This is a genomic window from Microbacterium gallinarum, assembly GCF_014837165.1.
Lineage (GTDB): Bacteria > Actinomycetota > Actinomycetes > Actinomycetales > Microbacteriaceae > Microbacterium > Microbacterium gallinarum.
This window is the reverse complement of the sequence record NZ_JACSPM010000004.1, coordinates 164,536-185,391: the sequence shown is the minus strand read 5'-3', so window position 1 is coordinate 185,391 and position 20,856 is coordinate 164,536. Positions and strand designations below refer to the sequence as shown.

Annotated in this window: 22 protein-coding genes and 1 tRNA gene; 9 read left to right on the top strand and 14 right to left on the bottom strand. The window is 71.1% G+C overall.

Going from position 1 to position 20,856, the window contains the following annotated elements; genetic code table 11:
* Positions 1-71: 71 nt before the first annotated feature.
* Together H9622_RS12700 and rsmD are read left to right on the top strand one after the other, a co-directional pair.
* Complete coding sequence (locus tag H9622_RS12700) at positions 72-653, top strand: 1-acyl-sn-glycerol-3-phosphate acyltransferase (protein ID WP_191766781.1); 582 nt, start codon at positions 72-74, stop codon at positions 651-653.
* Positions 654-675: 22 nt separating this feature from the next.
* Positions 676-1,254, top strand: a complete 579-nt coding sequence (rsmD, locus tag H9622_RS12695; RefSeq protein WP_191766780.1) for a 16S rRNA (guanine(966)-N(2))-methyltransferase RsmD — start codon at positions 676-678, stop codon at positions 1,252-1,254.
* Between the two features lies 1 nt (position 1,255).
* On the opposite strand, the gene thiL is transcribed toward rsmD, so the two are convergent.
* The gene (thiL, locus tag H9622_RS12690) at positions 1,256-2,245 is read right to left on the bottom strand and encodes a thiamine-phosphate kinase (RefSeq protein ID WP_191766779.1); all 990 of its coding nucleotides are present in this window, start codon (positions 2,243-2,245) and stop codon (positions 1,256-1,258) included.
* A 22-nt stretch (positions 2,246-2,267) separates the two neighbouring features.
* On the opposite strand from thiL, the gene H9622_RS12685 reads away from it, so the two are divergent.
* Positions 2,268-2,747 carry a DUF3515 family protein gene (locus tag H9622_RS12685; protein WP_318247113.1) on the top strand — a complete coding sequence of 160 codons (480 nt, stop codon included), beginning with the start codon at positions 2,268-2,270 and terminating at the stop codon, positions 2,745-2,747.
* A gap of 12 nt (positions 2,748-2,759) precedes the next feature.
* On the opposite strand, the gene H9622_RS12680 is transcribed toward H9622_RS12685, so the two are convergent.
* The 7 genes from H9622_RS12680 to H9622_RS12650 all read right to left on the bottom strand — a co-directional run bounded on the left by H9622_RS12680 (position 2,760) and on the right by H9622_RS12650 (position 10,453).
* Entirely contained in the window at positions 2,760-3,851 is a 1,092-nt protein-coding gene (locus tag H9622_RS12680; RefSeq protein ID WP_191766778.1) for a D-alanine--D-alanine ligase family protein, read from the bottom strand.
* Positions 3,751-4,887, bottom strand: a complete 1,137-nt coding sequence (locus tag H9622_RS12675; protein WP_191766777.1) for an NAD(P)H-dependent glycerol-3-phosphate dehydrogenase — start codon at positions 4,885-4,887, stop codon at positions 3,751-3,753. Before H9622_RS12675 ends, H9622_RS12680 begins: the two co-directional genes overlap by 101 nt.
* Positions 4,877-5,626, bottom strand: coding sequence for a lysophospholipid acyltransferase family protein (locus tag H9622_RS12670; protein ID WP_191766938.1), 750 nt, complete (start codon positions 5,624-5,626; stop codon positions 4,877-4,879). Before H9622_RS12670 ends, H9622_RS12675 begins: the two co-directional genes overlap by 11 nt.
* 22 nt (positions 5,627-5,648) lie before the next feature.
* Positions 5,649-7,016 (bottom strand): UDP-N-acetylglucosamine 1-carboxyvinyltransferase, encoded by a 1,368-nt coding sequence (gene murA / locus H9622_RS12665; protein ID WP_191766776.1) that lies wholly within the window; start codon positions 7,014-7,016, stop codon positions 5,649-5,651.
* Between the two features lie 72 nt (positions 7,017-7,088).
* Positions 7,089-7,685, bottom strand: a complete 597-nt coding sequence (leuD, locus tag H9622_RS12660; RefSeq protein ID WP_191766775.1) for a 3-isopropylmalate dehydratase small subunit — start codon at positions 7,683-7,685, stop codon at positions 7,089-7,091.
* 1 nt (position 7,686) lies between these two features.
* A complete protein-coding gene (gene leuC / locus H9622_RS12655; protein ID WP_191766774.1) occupies positions 7,687-9,177 on the bottom strand; it encodes a 3-isopropylmalate dehydratase large subunit in 1,491 nt (496 codons plus the stop codon).
* 205 nt (positions 9,178-9,382) lie between these two features.
* Positions 9,383-10,453, bottom strand: coding sequence for a TerC family protein (locus H9622_RS12650; RefSeq protein WP_191766773.1), 1,071 nt, complete (start codon positions 10,451-10,453; stop codon positions 9,383-9,385).
* Positions 10,454-10,736: 283 nt separating this feature from the next.
* Between H9622_RS12650 and H9622_RS12645 the strand changes: the two genes are divergently transcribed.
* Genes H9622_RS12645 through H9622_RS12630 form a run of 4 tightly spaced genes read left to right on the top strand, consistent with a single transcriptional unit; the run spans position 10,737 to position 13,912 of the window.
* Positions 10,737-11,294, top strand: coding sequence for an RNA polymerase sigma factor (locus H9622_RS12645; RefSeq protein WP_191766772.1), 558 nt, complete (start codon positions 10,737-10,739; stop codon positions 11,292-11,294).
* Entirely contained in the window at positions 11,291-12,448 is a 1,158-nt protein-coding gene (locus H9622_RS12640) for a DUF4349 domain-containing protein (protein WP_191766771.1), read from the top strand. The genes H9622_RS12645 and H9622_RS12640 overlap by 4 nt, the downstream gene beginning before the upstream one ends.
* Positions 12,449-12,476: 28 nt before the next feature.
* Complete coding sequence (locus tag H9622_RS12635) at positions 12,477-13,319, top strand: endonuclease/exonuclease/phosphatase family protein (RefSeq protein ID WP_318247112.1); 843 nt, start codon at positions 12,477-12,479, stop codon at positions 13,317-13,319.
* A complete protein-coding gene (locus H9622_RS12630) occupies positions 13,316-13,912 on the top strand; it encodes a hypothetical protein (protein WP_191766770.1) in 597 nt (198 codons plus the stop codon). The genes H9622_RS12635 and H9622_RS12630 overlap by 4 nt, the downstream gene beginning before the upstream one ends.
* A gap of 48 nt (positions 13,913-13,960) precedes the next feature.
* Here the strand turns inward: H9622_RS12630 and H9622_RS12625 are convergent.
* Positions 13,961-14,033 (bottom strand) — tRNA-Glu (locus H9622_RS12625).
* A 141-nt stretch (positions 14,034-14,174) separates the two neighbouring features.
* Here H9622_RS12625 and H9622_RS12620 point away from each other — a divergent pair.
* Positions 14,175-14,813, top strand: a complete 639-nt coding sequence (locus H9622_RS12620) for an MBL fold metallo-hydrolase (protein WP_191766769.1) — start codon at positions 14,175-14,177, stop codon at positions 14,811-14,813.
* Between the two features lie 96 nt (positions 14,814-14,909).
* Here H9622_RS12620 and H9622_RS12615 read toward each other — a convergent pair whose 3' ends face one another.
* From H9622_RS12615 to H9622_RS12600, 4 genes are read right to left on the bottom strand one after another with little or no spacing between them, the layout of a single operon-like run.
* The gene (locus H9622_RS12615; RefSeq protein WP_191766768.1) at positions 14,910-15,179 is read right to left on the bottom strand and encodes an HPr family phosphocarrier protein; all 270 of its coding nucleotides are present in this window, start codon (positions 15,177-15,179) and stop codon (positions 14,910-14,912) included.
* Between the two features lie 35 nt (positions 15,180-15,214).
* Entirely contained in the window at positions 15,215-17,266 is a 2,052-nt protein-coding gene (locus H9622_RS12610; RefSeq protein WP_191766767.1) for a PTS fructose transporter subunit IIABC, read from the bottom strand.
* A gap of 32 nt (positions 17,267-17,298) precedes the next feature.
* Positions 17,299-18,252, bottom strand: a complete 954-nt coding sequence (pfkB, locus tag H9622_RS12605; protein ID WP_191766766.1) for a 1-phosphofructokinase — start codon at positions 18,250-18,252, stop codon at positions 17,299-17,301.
* Complete coding sequence (locus H9622_RS12600; protein WP_191766765.1) at positions 18,249-19,028, bottom strand: DeoR/GlpR family DNA-binding transcription regulator; 780 nt, start codon at positions 19,026-19,028, stop codon at positions 18,249-18,251. Before H9622_RS12600 ends, pfkB begins: the two co-directional genes overlap by 4 nt.
* 83 nt (positions 19,029-19,111) lie before the next feature.
* Between H9622_RS12600 and H9622_RS12595 the strand changes: the two genes are divergently transcribed.
* Entirely contained in the window at positions 19,112-20,032 is a 921-nt protein-coding gene (locus H9622_RS12595) for a phosphotransferase (protein WP_191766764.1), read from the top strand.
* Here H9622_RS12595 and H9622_RS12590 read toward each other — a convergent pair.
* Positions 19,972-20,817 (bottom strand): hypothetical protein, encoded by an 846-nt coding sequence (locus tag H9622_RS12590; protein ID WP_191766763.1) that lies wholly within the window; start codon positions 20,815-20,817, stop codon positions 19,972-19,974. The two genes, H9622_RS12595 and H9622_RS12590, sit on opposite strands and share 61 nt — an antisense overlap.
* Positions 20,818-20,856: the final 39 nt, after the last annotated feature.

Sequence of the window (20,856 nt, the reverse complement as noted above, 5' to 3'; positions counted from 1 at the left end):
CGAGTCTAGATTCGACCGGCGACCTCACCGAGTGTCGGCGTTACCCCAGGCCGGTGGCTTACGGTGGCGGGATGCTCCGACTCATCTCCCGCGTGTACTGGGCCTGCAGCCGCTGGACCCTGTCCACTGAGCCGGCCCCCACCCGACCGACCGTCCTCCTGGGGGTGCCGCACACCTCGAACTGGGACTTCGTCCTGATGCTCGGTATCGCGTGGCGCCTGGGCATGCACGTGCGCTGGCTCGGCAAATCGAGCCTCTTCCGCGGCTGGCGCGGACCCCTCATGCGCAAGCTGGGCGGCATCCCGGTCGACCGCTCCGACCCGTCGCGCGTCGTCGGCGACGTCGTCGCCCGCATTCGCAGCGGCGAGACGTTCGGGCTCGTGGTCACCCCCGAGGGCACACGCGGCACGGGCGACTACTGGAAGTCCGGCTTCTACCGCATCGCACGCGACGCGGGCCTGCCTGTCACACTCGGCTACGTCGACCGCACCACGATGACGACGGGCCTCGGACCGACGATCGAGCTGAGCGGCGACGTCCGTGCCGACATGGACGTCATCCGCGCTTTCTACGCCGACAAGTCGGGCCTCCGGCCGGAACTGCGCACCGAGCCTCGCCTGCGCGAGGAGGACTCGCCGTCCGCGGCGGCGTGACCGGCGCGGCTATCGTGGGCGTGTGACGCGCATCATCGCCGGACGGGCCGGATCCCTCCCGCTCGAGGTTCCCGACGCCGGCACCCGGCCGACGAGCGATCGCGTGCGCGAGTCCCTCTTCGGTGCACTGGAGTCCGCCGACGCGCTTCGCGGTGCACGGGTGCTCGATCTGTACGCCGGGTCGGGCGCACTCGCGCTCGAGGCGATCAGCCGCGGCGGGGCGCAGGCCGACCTCGTCGAGAAGTCACCGCGCGCGGCCGGGGTGATCCAGCGCAACATCGCGCGCGTCGCGAAGGCGCTGGGATCACGCGAGGCCGCGATGACCGTGCACCGCACCTCCGTCCTCGCCTACCTGCAGACGGCGACCGGCCCGTTCGACCTCGTGTTCATCGATCCGCCGTACGATCTCGGCGAGCAGGAACTCACCCATGCGCTGGAGCTGCTCGCCCCTGCGCTCTCCGCGCACGCGACGGTCGTCGTGGAGCGCGCCAAGCGCTCCCCGGAGCCGACCCTCCCGGCGGGACTCGTCGCGGATCGCACGAAGCGCTACGGCGATACCGCGCTGTGGTGGTCGCGGCCGCCGGAGCCGGGGAGCGAGTGACTCACCCCCGGCCGGCGTCCCAGTCGCGGTAGGGATCCCAGCCGCTGCGGCCGTCGAACGGCCTCCCATCGACGATCACCGGATCGGCGCCGCGGGGCCGGACCTCGCCGATCGCGCGGAAGCCGACGGGGAGCGGCACTCCCGCGGGGAAGCTCGCCAGCAGTCCATGGTCCTCGCCGCCGGAGAGCGCCGAGGTGGCGTCGGCCCCGAGCGAGGCGGAGTCGAGAGCGACGGTGACTCCGGATGCGGCGGCCATCCGCGACGCGTCGAGGACGAGCCCGTCCGACACATCCATCATCGCGGTCGCTCCGGCGTCGGCCGCCCGAGCACCGAGCGCCACCGGAGGTGCCGGCCGCAGCTGCACGGAGAGGTCGGCCCGCTCGTCCGCGGACAGCACGCTCTCGTCGACGGGAACCGGCGTGCCCGCGGCATCCGTGAATCGATCGAACAGCACGCGCAGCCCGCGCTGCGCCCTCCCGAGCGTTCCGGCGACAGCGACGACGTCTCCCGGGCTCGCACCCGACCGCAGCACGGGCCTCCGCCCGTCGAGTGTGCCCAGCGCGGTCACGGCGATCGTGAGCGTGTCCGACACGGTGAGGTCGCCGCCTTCGACGGCGCACCCGGGCGCGAGTGCGTCGCACGCCGCGCGGAGGCCGTCGGCGAGCCCCTCGACGAACGACAGCCGGGTGTCATCGGGCATCGCGAGGGCGACGAGCAGCGCGGTGGGTCGCGCCCCCATCGCGGCGATGTCGGCCAGGTTGACCGCCGCCGCCTTCCAGCCGAGGTCGTACGAGCTCGACCACGCGAGGCGGAAGTCCGGTCCGTGCACGAGCGTGTCGACGGTGGCGACCACGCGCGCGTCGGGGGCTGCGAGGAGCGCGGCGTCATCACCGGGGCCGACCAGCGCGCCCGATGCGGGGAGCCGTTCGAGGATGCCGCGGAGGACCGCGCCCTCGGTCAGGTCGCCGACGCGCGGATCGGAGGCAGTCATCCCTCCAAGGTAGCCTGGGAGGGTGATCCGAGCGCGCCGCCTTCTCGCCTCCGTGCTCGCCCTCGCTGTCGCCGCCGCACTCGCCGGGTGCGCCGGCACGGTGTCGATGCAGCCCGCCGGCGAGTCGAACGACCCGGCGTGTGCCGACGTCTCGGTCGCCCTCCCCGGCACGCTCGACGGGCAGGCTCGGAGGTGGACGGACGCGCAGGCGACTGCGGCCTGGGGCGACCCCGCCGCCGTCCTCTTCACCTGCGGTCTCGACCCGCTGGGACCCACGACACTTCCCTGCCAGACGGTCAACGGCGTCGACTGGGTCATCGACGAGACCGACGCACCGAAGTACCGCGTCACGTCGTACGGCCGCGTTCCAGCCGTCGAGGTCTACCTCGACAACGACATCGTCGCCAGCGCCGAAGTGCTCGACGCGCTGTCGATCGTCGTGTCGCGCCTCCCCGCGGACGGCTCGACGTGCGTGCCCCGCGAGAGCGCCGACGGATCGTAGCGCGGCGGACTCCTACGCAGCGCGCGCGAGCGCGGTGTCGATGAGCTCTGAGATCAGCTCGGGGTACGTGACGCCCGATGCGATCCAGCACTTCGGGAACATCGAGATCGGCGTGAAGCCCGGCATCGTGTTGAGCTCGTTGACGTACAGCCCGTCGGCGGTGAGGAAGAAGTCGACGCGGGCGAGCCCCTGGCCACCCACAGCCTCGAACGCCCGCACGCCGAGCTCCTGGATCGCCGCGATCTCGTCGGCGGTCAGATCGGCCGGGCACACGACCTCTGCGCCGTCTCCGCCGAGGTACTTGCCCTCGAAGTCATAGAACTCCCGGGTCGTCAGGACGATCTCACCGGGGAGGGATGCGCGCGCACGCGCCCCAGCGCGGCCCTCGAGGATCGCGACCTCGACCTCGCGGCCGACGATCGCCGTCTCGATGAGCACCTTGTCGTCCTCCGCGAAGGCGAGCTCGAGCGCGGCCGCGAGCTCGGACGCGTCGTGCACCTTCGAGACGCCCACGCTCGACCCTGCGCGCGCGGGTTTGACGAAGGTGGGCTCACCGAGGGCGGCGGCATCCGCTCGCACCCGCTCGGGGTCGAGATCCCATTGCCGGCGCGTGACCGTGATCGAGGGGGACACCGGCACGCCGGCCGCCGCGAGGACGATCTTCATGAAGTGCTTGTCCATGCACAGCGCCGAGTCGAGCACGCCGCCGCCGGCATACGGGATGCCGAGGGTGTCGAAGAAGCCCTGCACCGTTCCGTCTTCGCCGTGCACGCCGTGCAGGATCGGCAGCACCGCATCCACCTCGCCCAGGTCGTCGATCGACCCGTCGGCGCGGCGCACCCGCAGCGTGCGATCGCTGCCGCCCTCGGGCCACAGCACGCGCGTGCCGTTGTCGACCACCTCGGGGAGGCGCTCGGCATCCAGCGCGAACTTGCCGGGATCGTCGTCTTCGAGGACGAACACGCCGTCGCGGGTGATGCCGACCGGGATCACCCGGTAGCGATCACGGTCGATCGCCCGCAGCACCCCGCCCGCCGTTGCGGAACTGATCGAGTGCTCGCTGGATCGACCGCCAAAGAGCACCGCCACCGCCGGCCTGTCCATTCTGAGTCCTCTCGCCCTTGGGGGTGTCGTCGTCCGTCGTGAGATGCGGCGCGATGTCGCGCGGGTTCATCGTGCCATCGAGGACCATCTTGACCTGCTCGACGATCGGCATGTCGACGCCGACCTCTCGTGCGAGCTGAAGGATGGGCGCCACGGAGGCGAGTCCCTCAGCCGTCTGGTTCATCTGCTTCACGACGTCGTCGAAGCGATAGCCCTGACCGAGCAGGCGCCCGGCGGTGTTGTTGCGGCTCAGAGGCGACTGGCATGTCGCGATGAGGTCGCCGAGTCCGGCGAGGCCCTGCAGCGTCTCGGGCTGCGCGCCGAAGGCCACCGCGAAGTCGGTCATCTCGACGAGACCGCGCGTGATGATCGACGCCTTGGTGTTCTCGCCGTAGCCGACGCCGTCGACGATGCCGATCGCGACGGCGATGAGGTTCTTCAGCACGCCGCCGAACTCGGTGCCGATGACGTCGGTGTTCACGAACGTGCGGAAGTAGTCGTTGCGCGCGCGGCGGGCGACCGCGTCGGCGGTCTCCTGGCTCGTCGACGAGATGACGGCGGCCGTCGGCTGCTCGCGTGCGATCTCGAGCGCGAGGTTCGGCCCGGACGCCACGGCGATGCGCGCCGGGTCGCAGTGCAGCTCCTGCTCGATCACCTGGCTCATGCGCAGCCCGGTGCGCCGCTCCACGCCCTTCATGAGCGAGACGATCGGCACCTCGGTGCGCGAGACGAGGGGGCGCACCGCCTTGAGGTTCTGGCGCACCGCCTGGCTCGGGATCGACAGATACACCTGATCCGCGCCGTCGAGGGCCTCCGACAGGTGGTGGGTCGCCGTCATGGTGCGCGGCAGGTTGATGCCGGGCAGGTACTCGCTGTTGCGCTTGGCTTCCTGGATCTCGCTCGCAAGCTCGGGTCGACGCGCCCACATCGTGACGTGGGCGCCTCCGTCGGCGAGGATCTTGCCGAACGTCGTGCCCCAGCTCCCCGCTCCGATCACGGTGACGCGCGGGCGCGCCGCATCCTGTCTACGGCTCAAGGCGACCCGTCTCCTTCTGACCGTGGTCTGCGGGGTTCCAGCGCTCGGCGGGAGCGGGCTCGCCGCGCAGCTGCGCGAGGAGGTCGGCGATGTCGGCCATCACCTTGTCGGTCGCGCCCGCGAGGTTCACCGGCGGGCCCTCCGCCTGGTACGCGGTCAGGTCGACCGGGTCGCCGAAGAGCACGCGCACACGGCGTCGGAGCGGCCACAGCTTCAGCTTGCCGTACCGCGGCATCACCTGCTGCACGCCCCAGTGCGCCATGGGGATCACCGGGATGTCGTCGGCCAGCGCCAGCCGCACAGCGCCCGTCTTCCCGCGCATGGGCCACAGATCGGGCTCGCGGGTCAGGGTGCCTTCGGGGTACACGATCACGCCGCGCCCGAGACGGACGAGCGTCTCGGAGGTCTCGAGCGTCTGTCGAGCGGATGCCGCGGACGACGCCCGGGCGACCGGGACCATGCCCGTGGCGCGCAGCACCGATCCGAGCACGGGCACGCGGAAGAGGCTCTCCTTCGCCATGAAGCGCGGCGCGCGGCCGGCCTTCCAGACGGCCAGGGCCACGGCCAGCGGGTCGGCCTCGGAGTAGTGGTTCGGTGCGAGCACGTACGCACCCTCGCGAGGGAGCTTCTCGGCGCCGTGGATCTCGAGTTTGAACAGCAGCGCGATGAGCGGAGCGGCGATCGCGGCGAGCGGCCAGAAGACGCTCGGACGCGTCTTCTCGCGGGACGCCGGCGGCATCGGTGACGAGGGCGACAACGGACTATCCGATGACGTCGAAGTCGGCGCCGAGGGTTTCGAGCTTCGTCAGGAACTTCTCGTAACCCCGGCGGATGATCCCGACGTTGCGCACGACGGACTCGCCCTCGGCCGCGAGCGCGGCGATGACGTAGCTGTAGCCGCCGCGGAGGTCGGGCACCACGACGTCGGCGCCGTGCAGCGGGGTCGGTCCGCTGATGACGGCGGCCTGCTCCAGCGCGCGGCGCGGCACGCGGCGGTCAGGGGCGTCGATGCCGTGCGGATGGACGACGATGTCGGCGCCCATCTGCACGAGGGCCTGCGTGAAGCCGAGCCGGTTCTCGTACACGGTCTCGTGGACCGTCGAGACGCCCTCAGCCTGCGTGAGGGCGACGATGAGCGGCTGCTGCCAGTCGGTCATGAATCCGGGGTGGACGTCCGTCTCGACGACGACGGGCTTGAGTGCGCCGCCACGACGGAACTGGATCCCGTCCTCGTGCACGTCGAACCAGCCGCCCGCCTTGCGGAACACGTTGAGGAAGGTCAGCATCTCCTGCTGCTTGGCGCCGCCGACGAAGATGTCGCCGTCGGTCGCGAGGGCCGCGCACGCCCACGACGCCGCTTCGTTGCGATCGAAGATCGCCCGGTGGTCGTAGCCGCGCAGCTCGTCGACGCCCTCGATGAGGATGACGCGGTTGGGCTCGTAGGAGATGATCGCGCCCATCTTCTGCAGGACGGCGATCAGGTCCATGATCTCGGGCTCGATGGCCGCGTTGCGCAGCTCGGTCGTGCCCTTCGCCTTCACCGCCGTGAGCAGCACCTGCTCGGTCGCGCCCACGCTCGGGTACGGCAGCTCGATGTCCGCCCCGTGGAGGCCGTCGGGCGCCGTGATCCGGATGCCCTCGTAGCTCTTGTCGACGACCGCGCCGAATGCGCGAAGCGCGTCCATGTGGAAGTTGATCGGACGGTCGCCGATGCGGCAGCCGCCGAGGTCGGGGATGAGTGCCTCGCCCAGCAGATGCAGGAGCGGGCCGCAGAACAGGATCGGGATGCGGGATGCTCCGGCGTGCGCGTCGATCGCCTCGAAGTGCGCCGACACGGCGCCGCTCGGGTCGAAGTGGAGGGTGCCCTCCTCCTCGCCGTCCCAGACGTGGACGCCGTGGACCTCGAGCAGCGAGCGGACGACCTGGACGTCGCTGATGTCGGGGACGTCGCGCAGCACGCTGTTCGTGCCGCCCAGCAGCGCCGCGACCATCGCCTTGGTGACGAGGTTCTTCGCGCCCTTCACCTCGACGCGGCCGGTCAGCGGACGCCCACCGCGGATCGCGAGGACCTCGCCGGCCGGTTCCTCGCCTGCGGGGGTGGTGGGCGTAACGCTGAGAGCGGACTTCATCCGGTGGACCTCACTTGTGTCTCTGGAGGGGGCGGGGCGGATCACGCGCCCGGGTGGGGCGCGTGCCCTGGCTTACGGAACGGGGAGCGTCCGCGGCCGCCATGCCTCGCGGCGAGCCTCGAACTGCGCGATCTTGTCTTCGTTGCGCAGCGTGAGCCCGATGTCGTCGAGCCCTTCGAGAAGCCGCCACCTAGTGTAATCGTCGATGTCGAACGCAATCTGGAGATCGCCGATCGACGCGCGACGGGCCTCGAGGTCGACCGTCATCGCGATGCCGGGCTGAGCCTCGATGACGTTCCAGACCCGCTCGAGGTCCGCCTCGTCGATCACGCCGGCGACGAGGCCCTGCTTGCCGGCGTTGCCGCGGAAGATGTCGGCGAACCGGGAACTCAGCACCACCCGGAATCCGTAGTCGCGCAGCGCCCACACGGCGTGCTCGCGGCTGGAGCCGGTGCCGAAGTCGGGGCCCGCGACGAGCACGCTCGCGGCGGCGTACGCGGGCTGGTTGAGCACGAACGCGGGATCCTGGCGCCAGCTGGCGAACAGCGCGTCCTCGAAGCCCGTCTTGGTGACGCGCTTGAGGTAGACGGCCGGGATGATCTGGTCGGTGTCGACCGCCGATCGGCGCAGCGGAGCGGCGACGCCGGTGTGCGTGGTGAACTTCTCCATGTCAGGCCTCCGCTCCTGCCGTCGCCGGCGATCCGACTGCGGACCCCGCCGGAAGGGGATCCAGGTCGCTCGGGCTCGACAGCGTGCCCCGCACGGCCGTGGCGGCGGCGACGAGCGGCGACACCAGATGCGTGCGGCCGCCCTTGCCCTGACGTCCTTCGAAGTTGCGGTTGCTCGTCGAGGCGCACCGCTCCCCCGGCGCCAGCTGGTCGGGGTTCATCCCGAGGCACATCGAGCAGCCGGCGAAGCGCCATTCGGCGCCGAAGTCGGTGAACACCTTGTCGAGGCCCTCGGCTTCGGCCTCGAGCCGCACGCGCGCCGAGCCCGGAACCACCATGACGCGCACGCCGTCGGCCTTGGTGCGGCCGCGGACCACGGACGCGAACGCGCGGAGGTCCTCGATGCGGCTGTTCGTGCACGAGCCCATGAAGACGGCGTCGACGGCGACGTCCTTCATCGGGGTCCCCGGTGCGAGGTCCATGTACTCCAGCGCCCGTTCGGCGGCGGCGCGCTCATTCGAGTCGGCGATGCCGGCCGGCGAGGGCACGGCGCCGGAGAGGGAGACTCCCTGCCCGGGGTTCGTCCCCCATGTGACGAACGGCTCGAGTTCGGCCGCGTCGAGATAGACCTCGGCGTCGTACACGGCGCCCTCGTCGCTGGGCAGTGTGCGCCAGTAGGCGACCGCGTCGTCCCAGTCCTCGCCCTGCGGGGCGTGGGGCCGGCCCTTGACGTACTCGAAGGTGATCTCGTCCGGCGCGATCATGCCGGCGCGCGCGCCGGCCTCGATCGACATGTTGCACATCGTCATGCGCCCCTCCATCGAGAGGGAGCGGATCGCGCTGCCGCGGAACTCGAGCACGTAGCCCTGACCGCCGTTCGCGCCGATCTTCGCGATGATCGCGAGGATGACGTCCTTCGCGGTGACGCCCGGCTTCAGCTCGCCCTCGACGGTGATCGCCATCGTCTTGAAGGGCTTGAGCGGCAGCGTCTGGGTCGCCATGACGTGCTCGACCTCGCTGGTGCCGATGCCGAAGGCCATGGCCCCGAAGGCGCCGTGCGTGCTGGTGTGACTGTCGCCGCAGACGACCGTGATGCCCGGCATCGTCAGGCCGAGCTGGGGCCCGACGACGTGCACGATGCCCTGCTCCTTGTCGCCGAGCGAGTGCAGCCGTACGCCGAACTCCTCGGCGTTGCGGCGCAGCGTCTCGATCTGCGTGCGGCTGGTCAGGTCGGCGATCGGCTTGTCGATGTCGAGCGTCGGGGTGTTGTGGTCCTCGGTCGCGATCGTCAGGTCGAGGCGGCGCACGGGCCGCCCCTCTGCGCGCAGGCCGTCGAACGCCTGCGGGCTGGTGACCTCGTGCACGAGGTGGAGGTCGATGTAGATGAGGTCGGGCTGTCCGTCCTCGCCCTTGACGACCAGGTGGTCGTCCCAGACCTTCTCGGCCAGGGTGCGAGGACGCTCGGGGATGCCGGATGCGTCGGAAATGCTCATGCTCTGTTCTCCTCGGAAGGGACTGCGTCCGCTAGGGGGCCCGTGACGAACTCCGCGACGAGGGAGGCCTAGAACGAGGACTCGTCGCGGCCGCTAAGGAGAAGGCGAGCGATCCGCACGCGGCCCAGGCTACCACTCGCCCGGGTGCCGACGCGCCGCGCACGACGTCGTGTGACGCGTGCGCGGCGCGCGGAAGGGGATCGTGTCAGCGCTGATCCGTGCGCGGCTGCTCGACGGAGGGCGGGGTGCCCTTCTCCCCCGCGACGGCGGCGGCCGCGGCATCCGGAGTCTCCGCCTTCTTCTCGCGCGACGACGCGATCAGGCTCGCGATCGTCGCCACGGCCATCGCCACGACGATGACGGCGAGCGACATCCAGGTCGAGATCTCGGGCGCCCACTCGATGTGCTCGCCGTTGTTGATGAACGGCAGCTCGTTGACATGCATCGCGTGGAACACGAGCTTCACGCCGATGAACGCGAGGATGAAGGCGATGCCGTAGTGGAGGTACCGCAGGCGATCGAGCAGATCGCCCAGCAGGAAGTAGAGCTGCCGCAGGCCCATCAGCGCGAAGATGTTCGCGGTGAAGACGATGAAGGCGCTCTGGGTGATGCCGAAGATCGCAGGGATCGAGTCGATCGCGAACAGCAGGTCGGTGACGCCGATCGCCGCGAACACGATGATCATCGGCGTGAACATCTTCTTGCCGTCGACGACGGTGCGGATCTTCGCGCCGTCGTAGTGGTCGCTGATGTCGATCGCGCGCCGGAGCAGGCGCACGACGAAGTTCTCCTGCTTGACGTCGTCGTCGTGGTCCCCGCCGGGGAACGCCTGGCGCCACGCCGTCCACACGAGGAACGCGCCGAAGAGGTAGAACACCCAGCTGAACTGCTCGATGATCGCGGCGCCGGCGAGGATGAACAGGCCGCGCAGCACGAGTGCGATGATGATCCCCACCATCAGCACTTCCTGCTGGTATCGCCGCGGCACGGCGAACTGGCTCATGATGAGCACGAAGACGAACAGGTTGTCGATCGAGAGGCTGTACTCGGTCAGCCAGCCGGCGACGAACTGGCCGGCGTACTCGGCACCGGCGAACACCCACATCAGCCCGGCGAAGATGAGCGCCAGGGTGACGTAGAACACGACCCACAGCGTCGACTCGCGGGTCGACGGGATGTGCGGCCGCTTGAGGATGAGCAGCAGGTCGGCAAGCAGGATGAGCGACAGGATCACGAGGGATCCGATTTCGAACCACAGCGGGAGTTCGAGGTCCATTGAGGCCTTTCGAGGGGGATACAGAGGGTCGGCGGAAGGCCGAGAGTCTCTCCCCACGACGCCGATGGCCGTGGCACGCGTCCGGGGCTGCATGATCGGAACCCGTGATGACGAACGCGCGCTGTCGGGATACTCCCTCTCGCCCGATCAGGATACAGGCTCGGGATGCCCGCGCCGGCCGCACGCGAGACGATCGAACTCCCGCCGACACTGACACCGTGAGAGACAATGGTGCTCCGCGACGTCGCCCTCCACGGCGGTGCCGCCGGGGCGAAGGACGGGAATGCCACAGGACACCGAGCGGGATGACGCTGCGCTCGTGGCGCAGGCGGCGGGAGGCAGCGAACACGCCTTCCGCTCGCTCTACCGCGCCTACGTGCGACCCGTGTACTGGCTCGCCTATGGGCTGGTGGGCAACGCGGCCGATGCCGAGGACGTCACCCAGGAGACGTTCCTCGTCGCGTGGCGCAAGCTGCCCGGCCTCGAGCTGGCAGGCGAATCACTCCTGCCCTGGCTGGCGACGGTGTGCCGCTTCCAGGCGGCCAACCGCATCCGCCGGCAGAAGCGCGATCGCGAGCACACGGCGGCCGCCGCCGACGATACCCTGCCCGCGACGGTCGACGTGGAGGAGCAGGTGATCGGCGCCGATCTGGCCGATCGCATCCTGCAGGAGGTCGCCGGGCTCAGTCCCCTCGACCGCGACATCTTCCGCCTGTGCGCGGCCGAGGGCTACGCATATCAGGCGGCCGCCGATGAGCTCGGCGTCGCCCACGGCGTCGTGCGCAATCGTCTCTCCCGCATCCGGACGCGTCTCCGGACCGTTGTGAAGGAGAGCACATGAGCATCCAGCACCCCACCGGGGCGCCGGTGGCGCTTCCCGCACTGAGCGACGAGCGGATCGACGAGCTCGAAGATGCCCTGTTCGCCGACATCGCGCGCGAGCGGTCATCGACGCAGACGCGCCGCGCGCGCCGCGGCCGGATCTGGCTGGCCGGCGGCGCCGCAGCCGCGGTCGTGGCGGTCGCCGCGATCATCGCCCCGAGCGTCGTCCCCCTCGTCGGGGGCGCCGGCGGCGGATCGGCGGACTCCTCGGTCGCCCCCGATGCCGCCGTCCAGACCGACGGCGATGCGGGCGGTGCGACCGAGGAGAGCACCGCAGACCGCAGTGATCTGTCCAGCGAGCCCGGGGCCGCGGTGATGGGCGACGACGCCACCGCCGAGCGCGAGATCATCACGACCGCTTCCGCCACGGTATCGGTCGACGACGTGACCGTCGCCGCGCGGACCATCGGCAACTCCGCGGTCGCCCACGACGGCTACGTGGAGTCGATGAGCATCGGCACGAACGGCGTGTCGTATCCGGTCGACCCCGAGACCGGCATCGCGTACGACACGATGCCCTACCCGTACACCCCCGACGGCGCCTGGATCAGCATCCGCGTCCCGTCCGATGAGCTGCCCGCGGTGATCGAGGAACTGGCTGACGTCGGCGAGGTGACGGCGTCGTCCATCAACCGGCAGGACGTCACCGAGCAGACCGTCGACCTGCGCGCGCGCATCGATGCGGCCCAGGCATCCGTCGACCGCCTCATCGACCTGATGGCCGAGGCCACGAACGTCGCCGACCTCATCGCCGCCGAGGCGGCGCTGTCCGAGCGGCAGGCGCTGCTGGAGTCCTACCAGCAGCAGCTCGAGATGCTCGAGGACCAGGTCGCCATGTCGTCGCTGACCGTGACGCTCTCCCCCGTCGTCGAGACCGTCGAGGCGGATCCCGCAGGCTTCGCCGACGGGCTGGCCGCCGGATGGAACGGGCTCGTGGCGACTCTCAACGGGATCGTGATCGCGCTCGGCTTCCTGATCCCGTGGCTCGTCGTCGTTGCACTCGTCGCGCTGATCGTGTGGGTGATCGTCCGAGCCGTGCGTGGCCGGCGGGCGAACGACCGCGATCACGAGCCCGTGTCAACCTCCTCGGAGGCCGCACCGCCGTCGGACTAGCGTGGGTTCTCCCCGACGAGGAGACGACGTGAGCCGCTATGAGCCCCTGATCGGGCCGGTCGACCCGCCCGGACTCCACGTGATGACGTTCAACGTGCGCCGCCGGCTGGGCTGCGCCTCGTGCCCGCCGGCGGACCGGTGGCGTGTCCGGGCGCCGCGCGTGCGGACGCTCATGGGCACGGAGCGCCCGACGCTCATCGGCCTGCAGGAGGCGCTTCCCGACCAGGCCGCGCTCGTGCGGGACGCGCTCGGTCCTGCCTTCCGGCTGGTCGGCCACGGCCGCAGTGCCACCGGTCGCGGCGAGGGATGCCCGATCGTCTACGACGCCGAGCGTCTGCAGCTCGTGCACTGGTCACAGCAGGCGCTGTCCGATCGCCCCGACAGCGCCGGTTCGCGCACATGGGGCAACCCGGTCCCGCGCGTCCTCGTCGCCGCCGTCTTCACGGATCGCTCGACGGCGCACTCCTTCACAGCGCTCAACACGCACCTCGACCCGCTGTCGCGCCGGTCGAGAGAGCGTGCCGCGGCCCGCATCCGCGACCGTGCCGTCGCCGCGGGCACGCCCGTGGTCGTGACCGGTGATCTCAACAGCGGTGCCTCCTCTGCTCCCGTGCGGACGCTGACGGCGGGCACCGGCGCGCTCCGGGACGCGTGGGTCGCGGCATCCGCTCGCCTGACCCCGCACTGGGGGACCTATGCGCGTTACCGCACGCCGCGGCCGGATGGCGCGCGCATCGACTGGATCCTGGTGTCGCAGGGCGTGACCGTCGACCGCAGCGCCATCAACGCGGGTCGGATCGACGGCGGCTGGCCATCGGATCACCTTCCCGTGCAGACAGTCGTGCGGATTGCGGCGGAGCAGCGGGCATGAGACGCGCGTTCCTGCACTGGCCCCGCACCTCAGCCGAGCTCAGCGCCGACGCCGTGCGGGTCCTCGCGGCGCTCAGCGTGATCGCCGGTGCGATCTGGTGGACGCCGACGGATGCCGGCATCCTGGCCTTCGCGCTGCCTGCCACGCTCCTCCCCCGCTTCCTCGGCGTGCGCCCGGCGTTCGACATCACCTACGGCGTCACAATCCTCGTCGCGGCCTGGAGCAATGTGCTCGATCTCTACACGTCGATCGCGTGGTGGGATCTCGCCGTTCACTTCGTCGCGACCGGCGTCGTCGCCGCGATGCTCTGCGTGCTGCTGAGCCGGTGGGGCGTCGTCCCGTGGCAGCCCGAGACGCGCGCGATGCGGCGCGTCCCGCTTCTCGTCGTGCCGGTGCTGGCGCTCGCGATCAGCGCGCTCTGGGAGATGGTCGAGTGGTTCGGCCATACCTTCATCAGCGATGACATCTTCGTCGCGTATGCAGACACGATCGGCGACATGGCGGTCGGCGGCCTCGGCGGGGTGGTCGCGGGAATCGTCATCGCCTTCGTGCCCGTGGGAGCGCGCGCGACAGTGTCGATCGGCGACCGGTAGGACACGCAAGAAGCCCGGTCCGATGGACCGGGCTTCTCGCGTGTGTTGTGACCCCAGCGGGATTCGAACCCGCGTTACCGCCGTGAGAGGGCGGCGTACTAGGCCGCTATACGATGGGGCCGCTTTCGCAACCGTTCGATTATGCCACGGCGCTCATGCCCTCTCCAAATCCGCCGGATCGAGTGCGCTTGCGTGCATCGAAATCGAGGCGGGGAGCCGCGCCGCGCTTGCTCGAGGCGGGCCCGCGGAGTTGACTCGGAGCATGCGAGTGACCAAGTTCGAGCACGCCACCCTGACCCTCACCGAAGCCGGCCGGACGCTGGTGATCGACCCCGGATCGTTCACGACGCCGCTCACCGACCTCGAGGATGTCGTGGGGATCGTGATCACTCACGAGCACGTCGACCACTGGACCCCCGACCACCTCGACCGGCTGCTCAAGGCGTACCCGGGCACCCCGATCTACGGCCCCGAGGGCGTCGTCAAGGCCGCTGCGGGCTACGACGTCACCGCGGTCCACCCCGGCGACACCCTGGAGCTCGACCCCTTCCGCCTCGAGTTCTTCGGCGGCCGGCACGCGGTGATCCACGAGTCCATCCCGGTGATCGACAACGTGGGCGTGATGGTGAACGACGAGCTCTACTATCCCGGCGACTCCTACGCGGTCCCGTCTGGCCGCGAGGTGCGCCTGCTGGCCGCCCCGCTCGGCGCCCCGTGGCTCAAGATCGGCGAGGCGATGGACTTCGTCCTGGCGGTGGCGCCGCAGCAGGCGTTCGGCACCCACGACATGACGCTCTCCGTCCTCGGTCGCGACATGCACCGCGCGCGGCTGCGGTGGGCGGTCGAGCAGCACGGCGGAGAGTTCCTCCTGCTCGAGCCGGGCGACTCCACCGACCTGTAGGCGGTCACCGGAACGCAGACGACGGATGCCGCGCGGCTTCACTCTCCGCGGCATCCGTCGTCTCGACTCGCTCGGGTCGCTCGGCGACCGGTTGCGCTACTCGGCGTCGAGGTCGGTCTCGAGCAGTTCGACGAGTTCGTCGAGAGCCTGCTCCGCTCCGTCCCCTTCGGCCTTGAGTGTCACGACGGTACCATGCGACGCGCCGAGCCCCATGAGGGAGAGGATGCTGCCCGCGTTGAGATCGGGGCCGCCCTCCACCGCGATCGTCACGGGGACGCCCTTCTCCTGTACGGCCTGCACGAAGAGCTTCGCGGGGCGGGCGTGCAGTCCTGAGCTGCTCGCGATGGTGGCCTGGCGTTCTGCCATTTCCTGTCTCCTTCGGTGGATGGTCGTTCGGTCGGTCACGCGGGCACGGCCTCGAATGGAGCCTCTGCCTGCTCGAGCTCCTTGCGGCCGACCCACTTCTTGAGGGCGATCACGACGAGCGCGGTCACGACCGTACCTGCCGCGATGGCGACCAGGAAGCCCCAGAACGGGCTGATCGCGAAGAACACGAACGCTCCGCCGTGCGGCGCCAGCGACTGGACGGCCAAGGCCATGCTGAGCCCACCCGTCACCGCACCGCCCACGAGCGAGGCCGGAATGACGCGCAGCGGGTCGGCGGCCGCGAAGGGGATGGCCCCTTCGCTGATGAAGGCGGCGCCGAGGAGCCAGGCGGCCTTGCCGTTCTCGCGTTCCACCGGCGGGAACAGGTCGCGTGCCAGCACCGTGGACGCGAGCGCCATGGCCAGCGGCGGCACCATGCCCGCGGCCATGACCGCGGCCATGATCAGGTAGGGCGTGGGGTTGTCGGGCGACCCTGCGGCGAGACCGGCGACAGCGAACGCGTAGGCCACCTTGTTGACGGGTCCGCCGAGGTCGAAGCACATCATCAGCCCGAGGATCACGCCGACGACGACGATTCCTGCTGTTCCCGCGAGCTCGTTGAGCCAGACCGTCAGCCACTCCATGAGCGTCGCGATCGGCCGCCCGAGGAAGAGCACCATCAGTCCCGAGGCCACGATCGAGGCCAGCAGGGGGATGATCGCCACGGGCATGAGACCGCGCAGCCAGCGGGGCACCCGCCACGTGCCGATCCACCAGGCCGTCACGCCGGCGAGGAGGCCGCCGACGATGCCGCCGATGAAGCCGGCGTTCATGAGGACCGCGACGGCGCCCGCGACGAACCCGGGCGCGATGCCCGGCCGATCGGCGATCGCGAACGCGATGTATCCGGCGAGGGCCGAGACCAGGAAGCCCATCGATGCCGCGCCGATGGCGAAGGCCACGGAGCCCAGGTAGATGCCCAGTCCGCCCTCCGGCAGGTCCCACAGCGAGTTCTCGACGACCACGGTGTTGGCGTTGCCCGGAGCGCTGTAGTCGCTGCCGAAGAACAGGAACCCGAGTGCGATGAGCAGGCCGCCACCGGCGACGAACGGGATCATGTAGCTCACACCGGTGAGGAGGATCCGCTGGATGCGCGCTCCCCACGACACCGATTCCGTCGACGCGGCCGCGTTCGCCGCGCTCGCGGTGCCGGACACCCGCGTCGCGCTCGGATCCTTCGCGGCGGCGACCGCCTCCGCGATCAATTCGCGCGGCTGCTCGATGCCGCGCTTCACGCCGGAACGCACGACGGGCTTGCCCGCGAAGCGCTGGAGCTCGCGCACATCGACGTCGGTCGCGAAGATCACGGCGTCGGCGCCGTCGATCACCTCGCGGGGCAGCGCCTGATAGCCGCTCGAGCCCTGCGGCTCGACGGCGAGGTCGATGCCCGCCGCGCTCCCCGCCGCCGTCAGCGCATCGGCCGCCATGAAGGTGTGGGCGATGCCTGTCGCGCACGAGGTCACCGCGACGATGCGCGCGGGGCGCCCGTCGACGGTCAGGTCGTCCGGTGCTGCCGCCGCGGGTGCGACGGCGGCCGGCGCGGCCGTTCGGGCGGCGGGTGCAGCCGAGGCATCTCCCTCTCCGATCGCGGCGCGCACGATGGCGACGACCTCGTCGTCGCTGGCGGCCGCGCGCAGGCCCGCGGTGAAGTCCTCCTGCATGAGGCTGCGCGCGAGCTTCGACAGCACGGCGAGATGCGCCTCGGCCGCCCCTTCCGGCGCGGCGATCAGGAAGACGAGGTCGGCCGGGCCGTCGGGTGCGCCGAAGTCGACTCCCGGCGTGAGTCGCGCGAAGGCCAGCGACGGCTCTGTGACCGCGGCGCTCTTCGCGTGAGGGATCGCGATGCCGCCGGGCAGGCCGGTCTCATCCTTCTGCTCGCGCGCCCACGCATCGGCGAAGAGCGCCTCGGCGTCGGTGGCGCGACCCTGCGCGACGACGCGGGCGGCGAGCGAGCGGATGACAGCCTCCTTGTCGGCGCCGAGGCCGACGTCGAGACTGACGAGGTCCGGAGTGATGGTGTCTGACACGATGACCTCCAACGGTCGGTGAGGACGGGGATTCAGGCAGGCGAGAGGTGGGTGACGATGACGTCGCCGACGGGCAGATCGGCGGGCGTCGGGGCTTGGGTGCCGGGGAGGGATGCCGCGGCCGCCCCGTAGCGCACGGCGTGGCGCAGTCGCTCCTCCGGCGCGGCACCGGCGAAGTCCGCGAGCACGTAGCCGGCGAGCGAGCTGTCGCCCGCACCGACGGTGCTGGCCACGCGGATGGCGGGCGGAGCGGCTGACCATGCGCCCTCGGCGGTGACGAGCACGGCCCCGGCGGAGCCCAGTGTGACGAGCGCAGCGGCGACGCGCGACGGAACGAGCGCGCGGGCGAGTTCGCTCGCGGTGCGCGCGAGGTCGCCCTGGGGCAGGGCCGGCCGGCCGACGAGCTCGGCGAGCTCGTCGTCGTTGGGCTTGATGAGGTCGGGGCGCCCCCGCGCGACGACTGACGCCAGCGCCGGCCCCGAGGTGTCGACCGCGATCTGCGGGGCGCTCGCGCCGTATGCGTGGCGCACCGCCTCGATGACGTCGACGTAGAAGTCGTCGCGGACGCCCGGCGGAAGAGAGCCGGCCAGCACGAGCCAGCGGGCGCCCTCCGAGGCCTGCACGACCGCCGCGACGACGGCCGCGGCATCCGCTTCACTCAATGCGACGCCCGGGAGGTTGAGCTTCGTCGTCTCGCCGGAGGGGTCGGTGATGGTGACGTTCGCGCGGACGTGGCCGTCGACGGCAACGGTGTGCGCGACGATCGATGATCTGCGCAGCACCGCGTCGAACGGGTCGTCCGCGGCGAGCGGCAGGACGGCGACGACGTCGACCCCGGCTGAGGAAACGGCTCGGGCGACGTTGATGCCCTTTCCGCCGGCGTCCTCCCGAGCGGAGACCGCCCCCTGGACTCCCCCAGGCCGGAGCGGCTGGTCGAGCGCGATCGTGCGGTCGAGCGACGGGTTCACCGTGAGAGTGACGATCATGCGTGCCACACCTCCACGTCGGCGTCGGCGAGGGCTGCGGCCAGCTCGGCGTCGGGCTGGGCGTCGGTCACGAGCACGTCGATGTCGGACAGTGACGCGAAGCCGACGAGCAGCTCGGGGCCGAGCTTCTCGGCATCGGCGACCACGATCACACGACGGGCGGAGCGGACGATCGCTCGCTTCACCGCGGCTTCCTCGGGATCGGGCGTGCTGAGCCCGAAGCCCGCCGACACTCCGTTGACTCCGACGAAGGCGACGTCGGGACGCATGCCCTCGATCGCGCGGACGGTGTCGGCACCGACGGCTGCGCCCGTCACACCGCGGACGCGCCCGCCGACGAGGGTCAATCCCGCGCCGGGCGCCGCGCTCAGGATGTCGGCGAGGCTGATGGCGTGGGTGACGACCTCGATCTGGTCGGAGGAGAGGCGGGGGGCGAGCTGGGCCGCCACCGCGGCCGTGGTCGTGCCGGCATCGAAGAACACAGAGCCGCGGAACCGCTCGCCCAGCGCTGCGGCCGCCCGCCGGCCGATCGCGGCCTTGGCGACACCGTGACGCTGCTGGCGCTCCGCGAGGGGCGACTCGGCAGTGCTGCCGCGATCGCTGCTGACGGCGCCGCCGTGCACCCGGCGCAGGGCACCGGCGGCCTCGAGCTGGTCGAGATCGCGGCGCACCGTCTCGGTCGTGACGTCGAAGAGGCGGGCCAGCTCGACGACGCTGACCCGACCATCGGTCTGCAGCTGTCGTTCGATCTGCTCCTGACGCTCCGTTGCGTACATCTGCGACCCTTCCTCGGAATTCCCACACAGTACAACACATACCAACACAAAACAAGACCTATGTGTCCCGGTATCGTCGAACCGTGGCCGACACACCCCGCGCAGAAGTGGCGATCGACGAGCCACAGCTGCGCCGCCTTCTGGTCGGGCAGGTGCCACCCGAGATGGCCGCGCTCCCCCTGCGCCGGGTCGCCGGCGGGTGGGACAGCGAGATCTGGCGCCTGGGCGACGAGCTCGCCGTGCGCCTCCCTCGCCGCGCCGCCGCCGCCCCGCTGATCGTGCACGAGCAGCACAGCCTTCCTCTCCTGGCGCCCGCCGTCGAGGCCACCGGTGTGCGTGTGCCGACTCCTGTCGTGCACGGCGTTCCCGGGGACGGGTTCCCCTGGAGCTGGTCGGTCACGCCGTGGTTCGAAGGCTCACGCGGAATCGATGTGCCGCGCCGTGAGCGCATCCGGTGGGCCGCCCCGCTCGCCCATGCCCTTGCCGCTCTGCATGCGGCCGCACCCGCAGACCACCCGATCAACCCCGTGCGCGGCAGACCTCTCGCGACCCGTGCCGCCGCATTCGAGGAGCGGGCGCGCGGGCTGACCGCGTCAGGACGGCTCGACGCCGCCGCGGCGTCCGCGCTGACGGACGTCTGGCTGCGGGGCGTTGCGGAGCGACCGTGGGATGGTCCACCCGTCTGGATGCACGGTGACCTGCACCCGGGCAACCTGGTGGCCGATGGCGCGCGTCTCGTGGCGATCATCGACTTCGGCGACGTGACCGCCGGCGATCCGGCCTACGACCTGGCCGTCGGCTGGCTCGCGTTCGACGCGGCGGGGCGATCCGCGTTCATCGAGGCGACCGGCGATCGGCACGACCGCGCCACGTGGATCCGCGCGCACGCATGGGCGGCGTCGATCGCCGTGGTGCTGCTCGCCCACAGCGACGACAACCCGGACTACGCCCGGCTGGGGGCCGACGCGGCCGAGGAGGTGCTGGCCGAGGCATCCCCCGCCTGACGCCCTCCCGGCGCGCTCACCCACACGTCCACGTGGCCGTTCCGCCCGACGAAACGGATCACCGTGCCGATCGGGAGCGGTTCGTCGAACTCGAGCGACATGCCGTCGTACACCGTGAAGTCGAGCACGGGATCGAGACCGCCACCGCTGCAGGTCGCGCTGAGGAACCCGCCGTCGTGCGACAGCAGCACGCAGCGCGACTCGTCGACAGCGCGGGCGGTCCACACCTGGATCACGTCGAACGGCTCATGAGGCACGACGCTGCCGGGATCGACGCCCCAGTAGTCGAGGTTCTCGGTGAATCCCGCGCCCCGCTCGCCGCCGCCCGGCTCGACGTCCAGCGTCACGTCCGGTGGCGGCTCCGAGTCGGTGGGCCAGGCCAGCCCCGCGGCAAGCCCGACGGCGATTCCCACGGCGGCCGCCACCGCCCACAGCGGGACGCGCTGCCACCATCGCCGTGCGGGCGCCGGCGCCGCCGGGTCCGGCACTTCGGATGCTTCCTCGTCGGGTGCCTCCGGGGCCGATTCGACGGCGACGGATGACAGAGCCTCGCTGCGATCGCCGGCGGGAGCGCCGTCGGGGCTCGAGCTCCGCCGATGGCCGTCACGGTGAGGATCGAGGCGTGGCGGCGCCTCGGATGCCGAGGGCCGGGCCAGCTCCTCGAGCTCGTGGAGCCGGCGTTGCGCGGCCGGGTCCGAGTCGATGTCGGCGTTCGGGCCGTACGCGCGGCGGCGCAGGTCGGCGAGCTCCTTCGATCGGGCCGCGGTCAGCGATGGCGCGTCCATGGGGCCATTATCCGCCCGGCCGCGGCTGTCGTCTCGGGA

What these genes read in the sequence shown, in the direction of transcription:
- H9622_RS12700 (WP_191766781.1), top strand. Translation starts at nt 72, where the DNA reads ATGCTCCGACTCATCTCCCGCGTGTACTGGGCCTGCAGCCGCTGGACC.
- thiL (WP_191766779.1), bottom strand. Translation starts at nt 2,245, where the DNA reads ATGACTGCCTCCGATCCGCGCGTCGGCGACCTGACCGAGGGCGCGGTC.
- H9622_RS12680 (WP_191766778.1), bottom strand. Translation starts at nt 3,851, where the DNA reads ATGGACAGGCCGGCGGTGGCGGTGCTCTTTGGCGGTCGATCCAGCGAG.
- H9622_RS12670 (WP_191766938.1), bottom strand. Translation starts at nt 5,626, where the DNA reads ATGCCGCCGGCGTCCCGCGAGAAGACGCGTCCGAGCGTCTTCTGGCCG.
- murA (WP_191766776.1), bottom strand. Translation starts at nt 7,016, where the DNA reads ATGAAGTCCGCTCTCAGCGTTACGCCCACCACCCCCGCAGGCGAGGAA.
- leuD (WP_191766775.1), bottom strand. Translation starts at nt 7,685, where the DNA reads ATGGAGAAGTTCACCACGCACACCGGCGTCGCCGCTCCGCTGCGCCGA.
- leuC (WP_191766774.1), bottom strand. Translation starts at nt 9,177, where the DNA reads ATGAGCATTTCCGACGCATCCGGCATCCCCGAGCGTCCTCGCACCCTG.
- H9622_RS12650 (WP_191766773.1), bottom strand. Translation starts at nt 10,453, where the DNA reads ATGGACCTCGAACTCCCGCTGTGGTTCGAAATCGGATCCCTCGTGATC.
- H9622_RS12645 (WP_191766772.1), top strand. Translation starts at nt 10,737, where the DNA reads ATGCCACAGGACACCGAGCGGGATGACGCTGCGCTCGTGGCGCAGGCG.
- H9622_RS12640 (WP_191766771.1), top strand. Translation starts at nt 11,291, where the DNA reads ATGAGCATCCAGCACCCCACCGGGGCGCCGGTGGCGCTTCCCGCACTG.
- H9622_RS12630 (WP_191766770.1), top strand. Translation starts at nt 13,316, where the DNA reads ATGAGACGCGCGTTCCTGCACTGGCCCCGCACCTCAGCCGAGCTCAGC.
- H9622_RS12620 (WP_191766769.1), top strand. Translation starts at nt 14,175, where the DNA reads ATGCGAGTGACCAAGTTCGAGCACGCCACCCTGACCCTCACCGAAGCC.
- H9622_RS12615 (WP_191766768.1), bottom strand. Translation starts at nt 15,179, where the DNA reads ATGGCAGAACGCCAGGCCACCATCGCGAGCAGCTCAGGACTGCACGCC.
- pfkB (WP_191766766.1), bottom strand. Translation starts at nt 18,252, where the DNA reads ATGATCGTCACTCTCACGGTGAACCCGTCGCTCGACCGCACGATCGCG.
- H9622_RS12600 (WP_191766765.1), bottom strand. Translation starts at nt 19,028, where the DNA reads ATGTACGCAACGGAGCGTCAGGAGCAGATCGAACGACAGCTGCAGACC.
- H9622_RS12590 (WP_191766763.1), bottom strand. Translation starts at nt 20,817, where the DNA reads ATGGACGCGCCATCGCTGACCGCGGCCCGATCGAAGGAGCTCGCCGAC.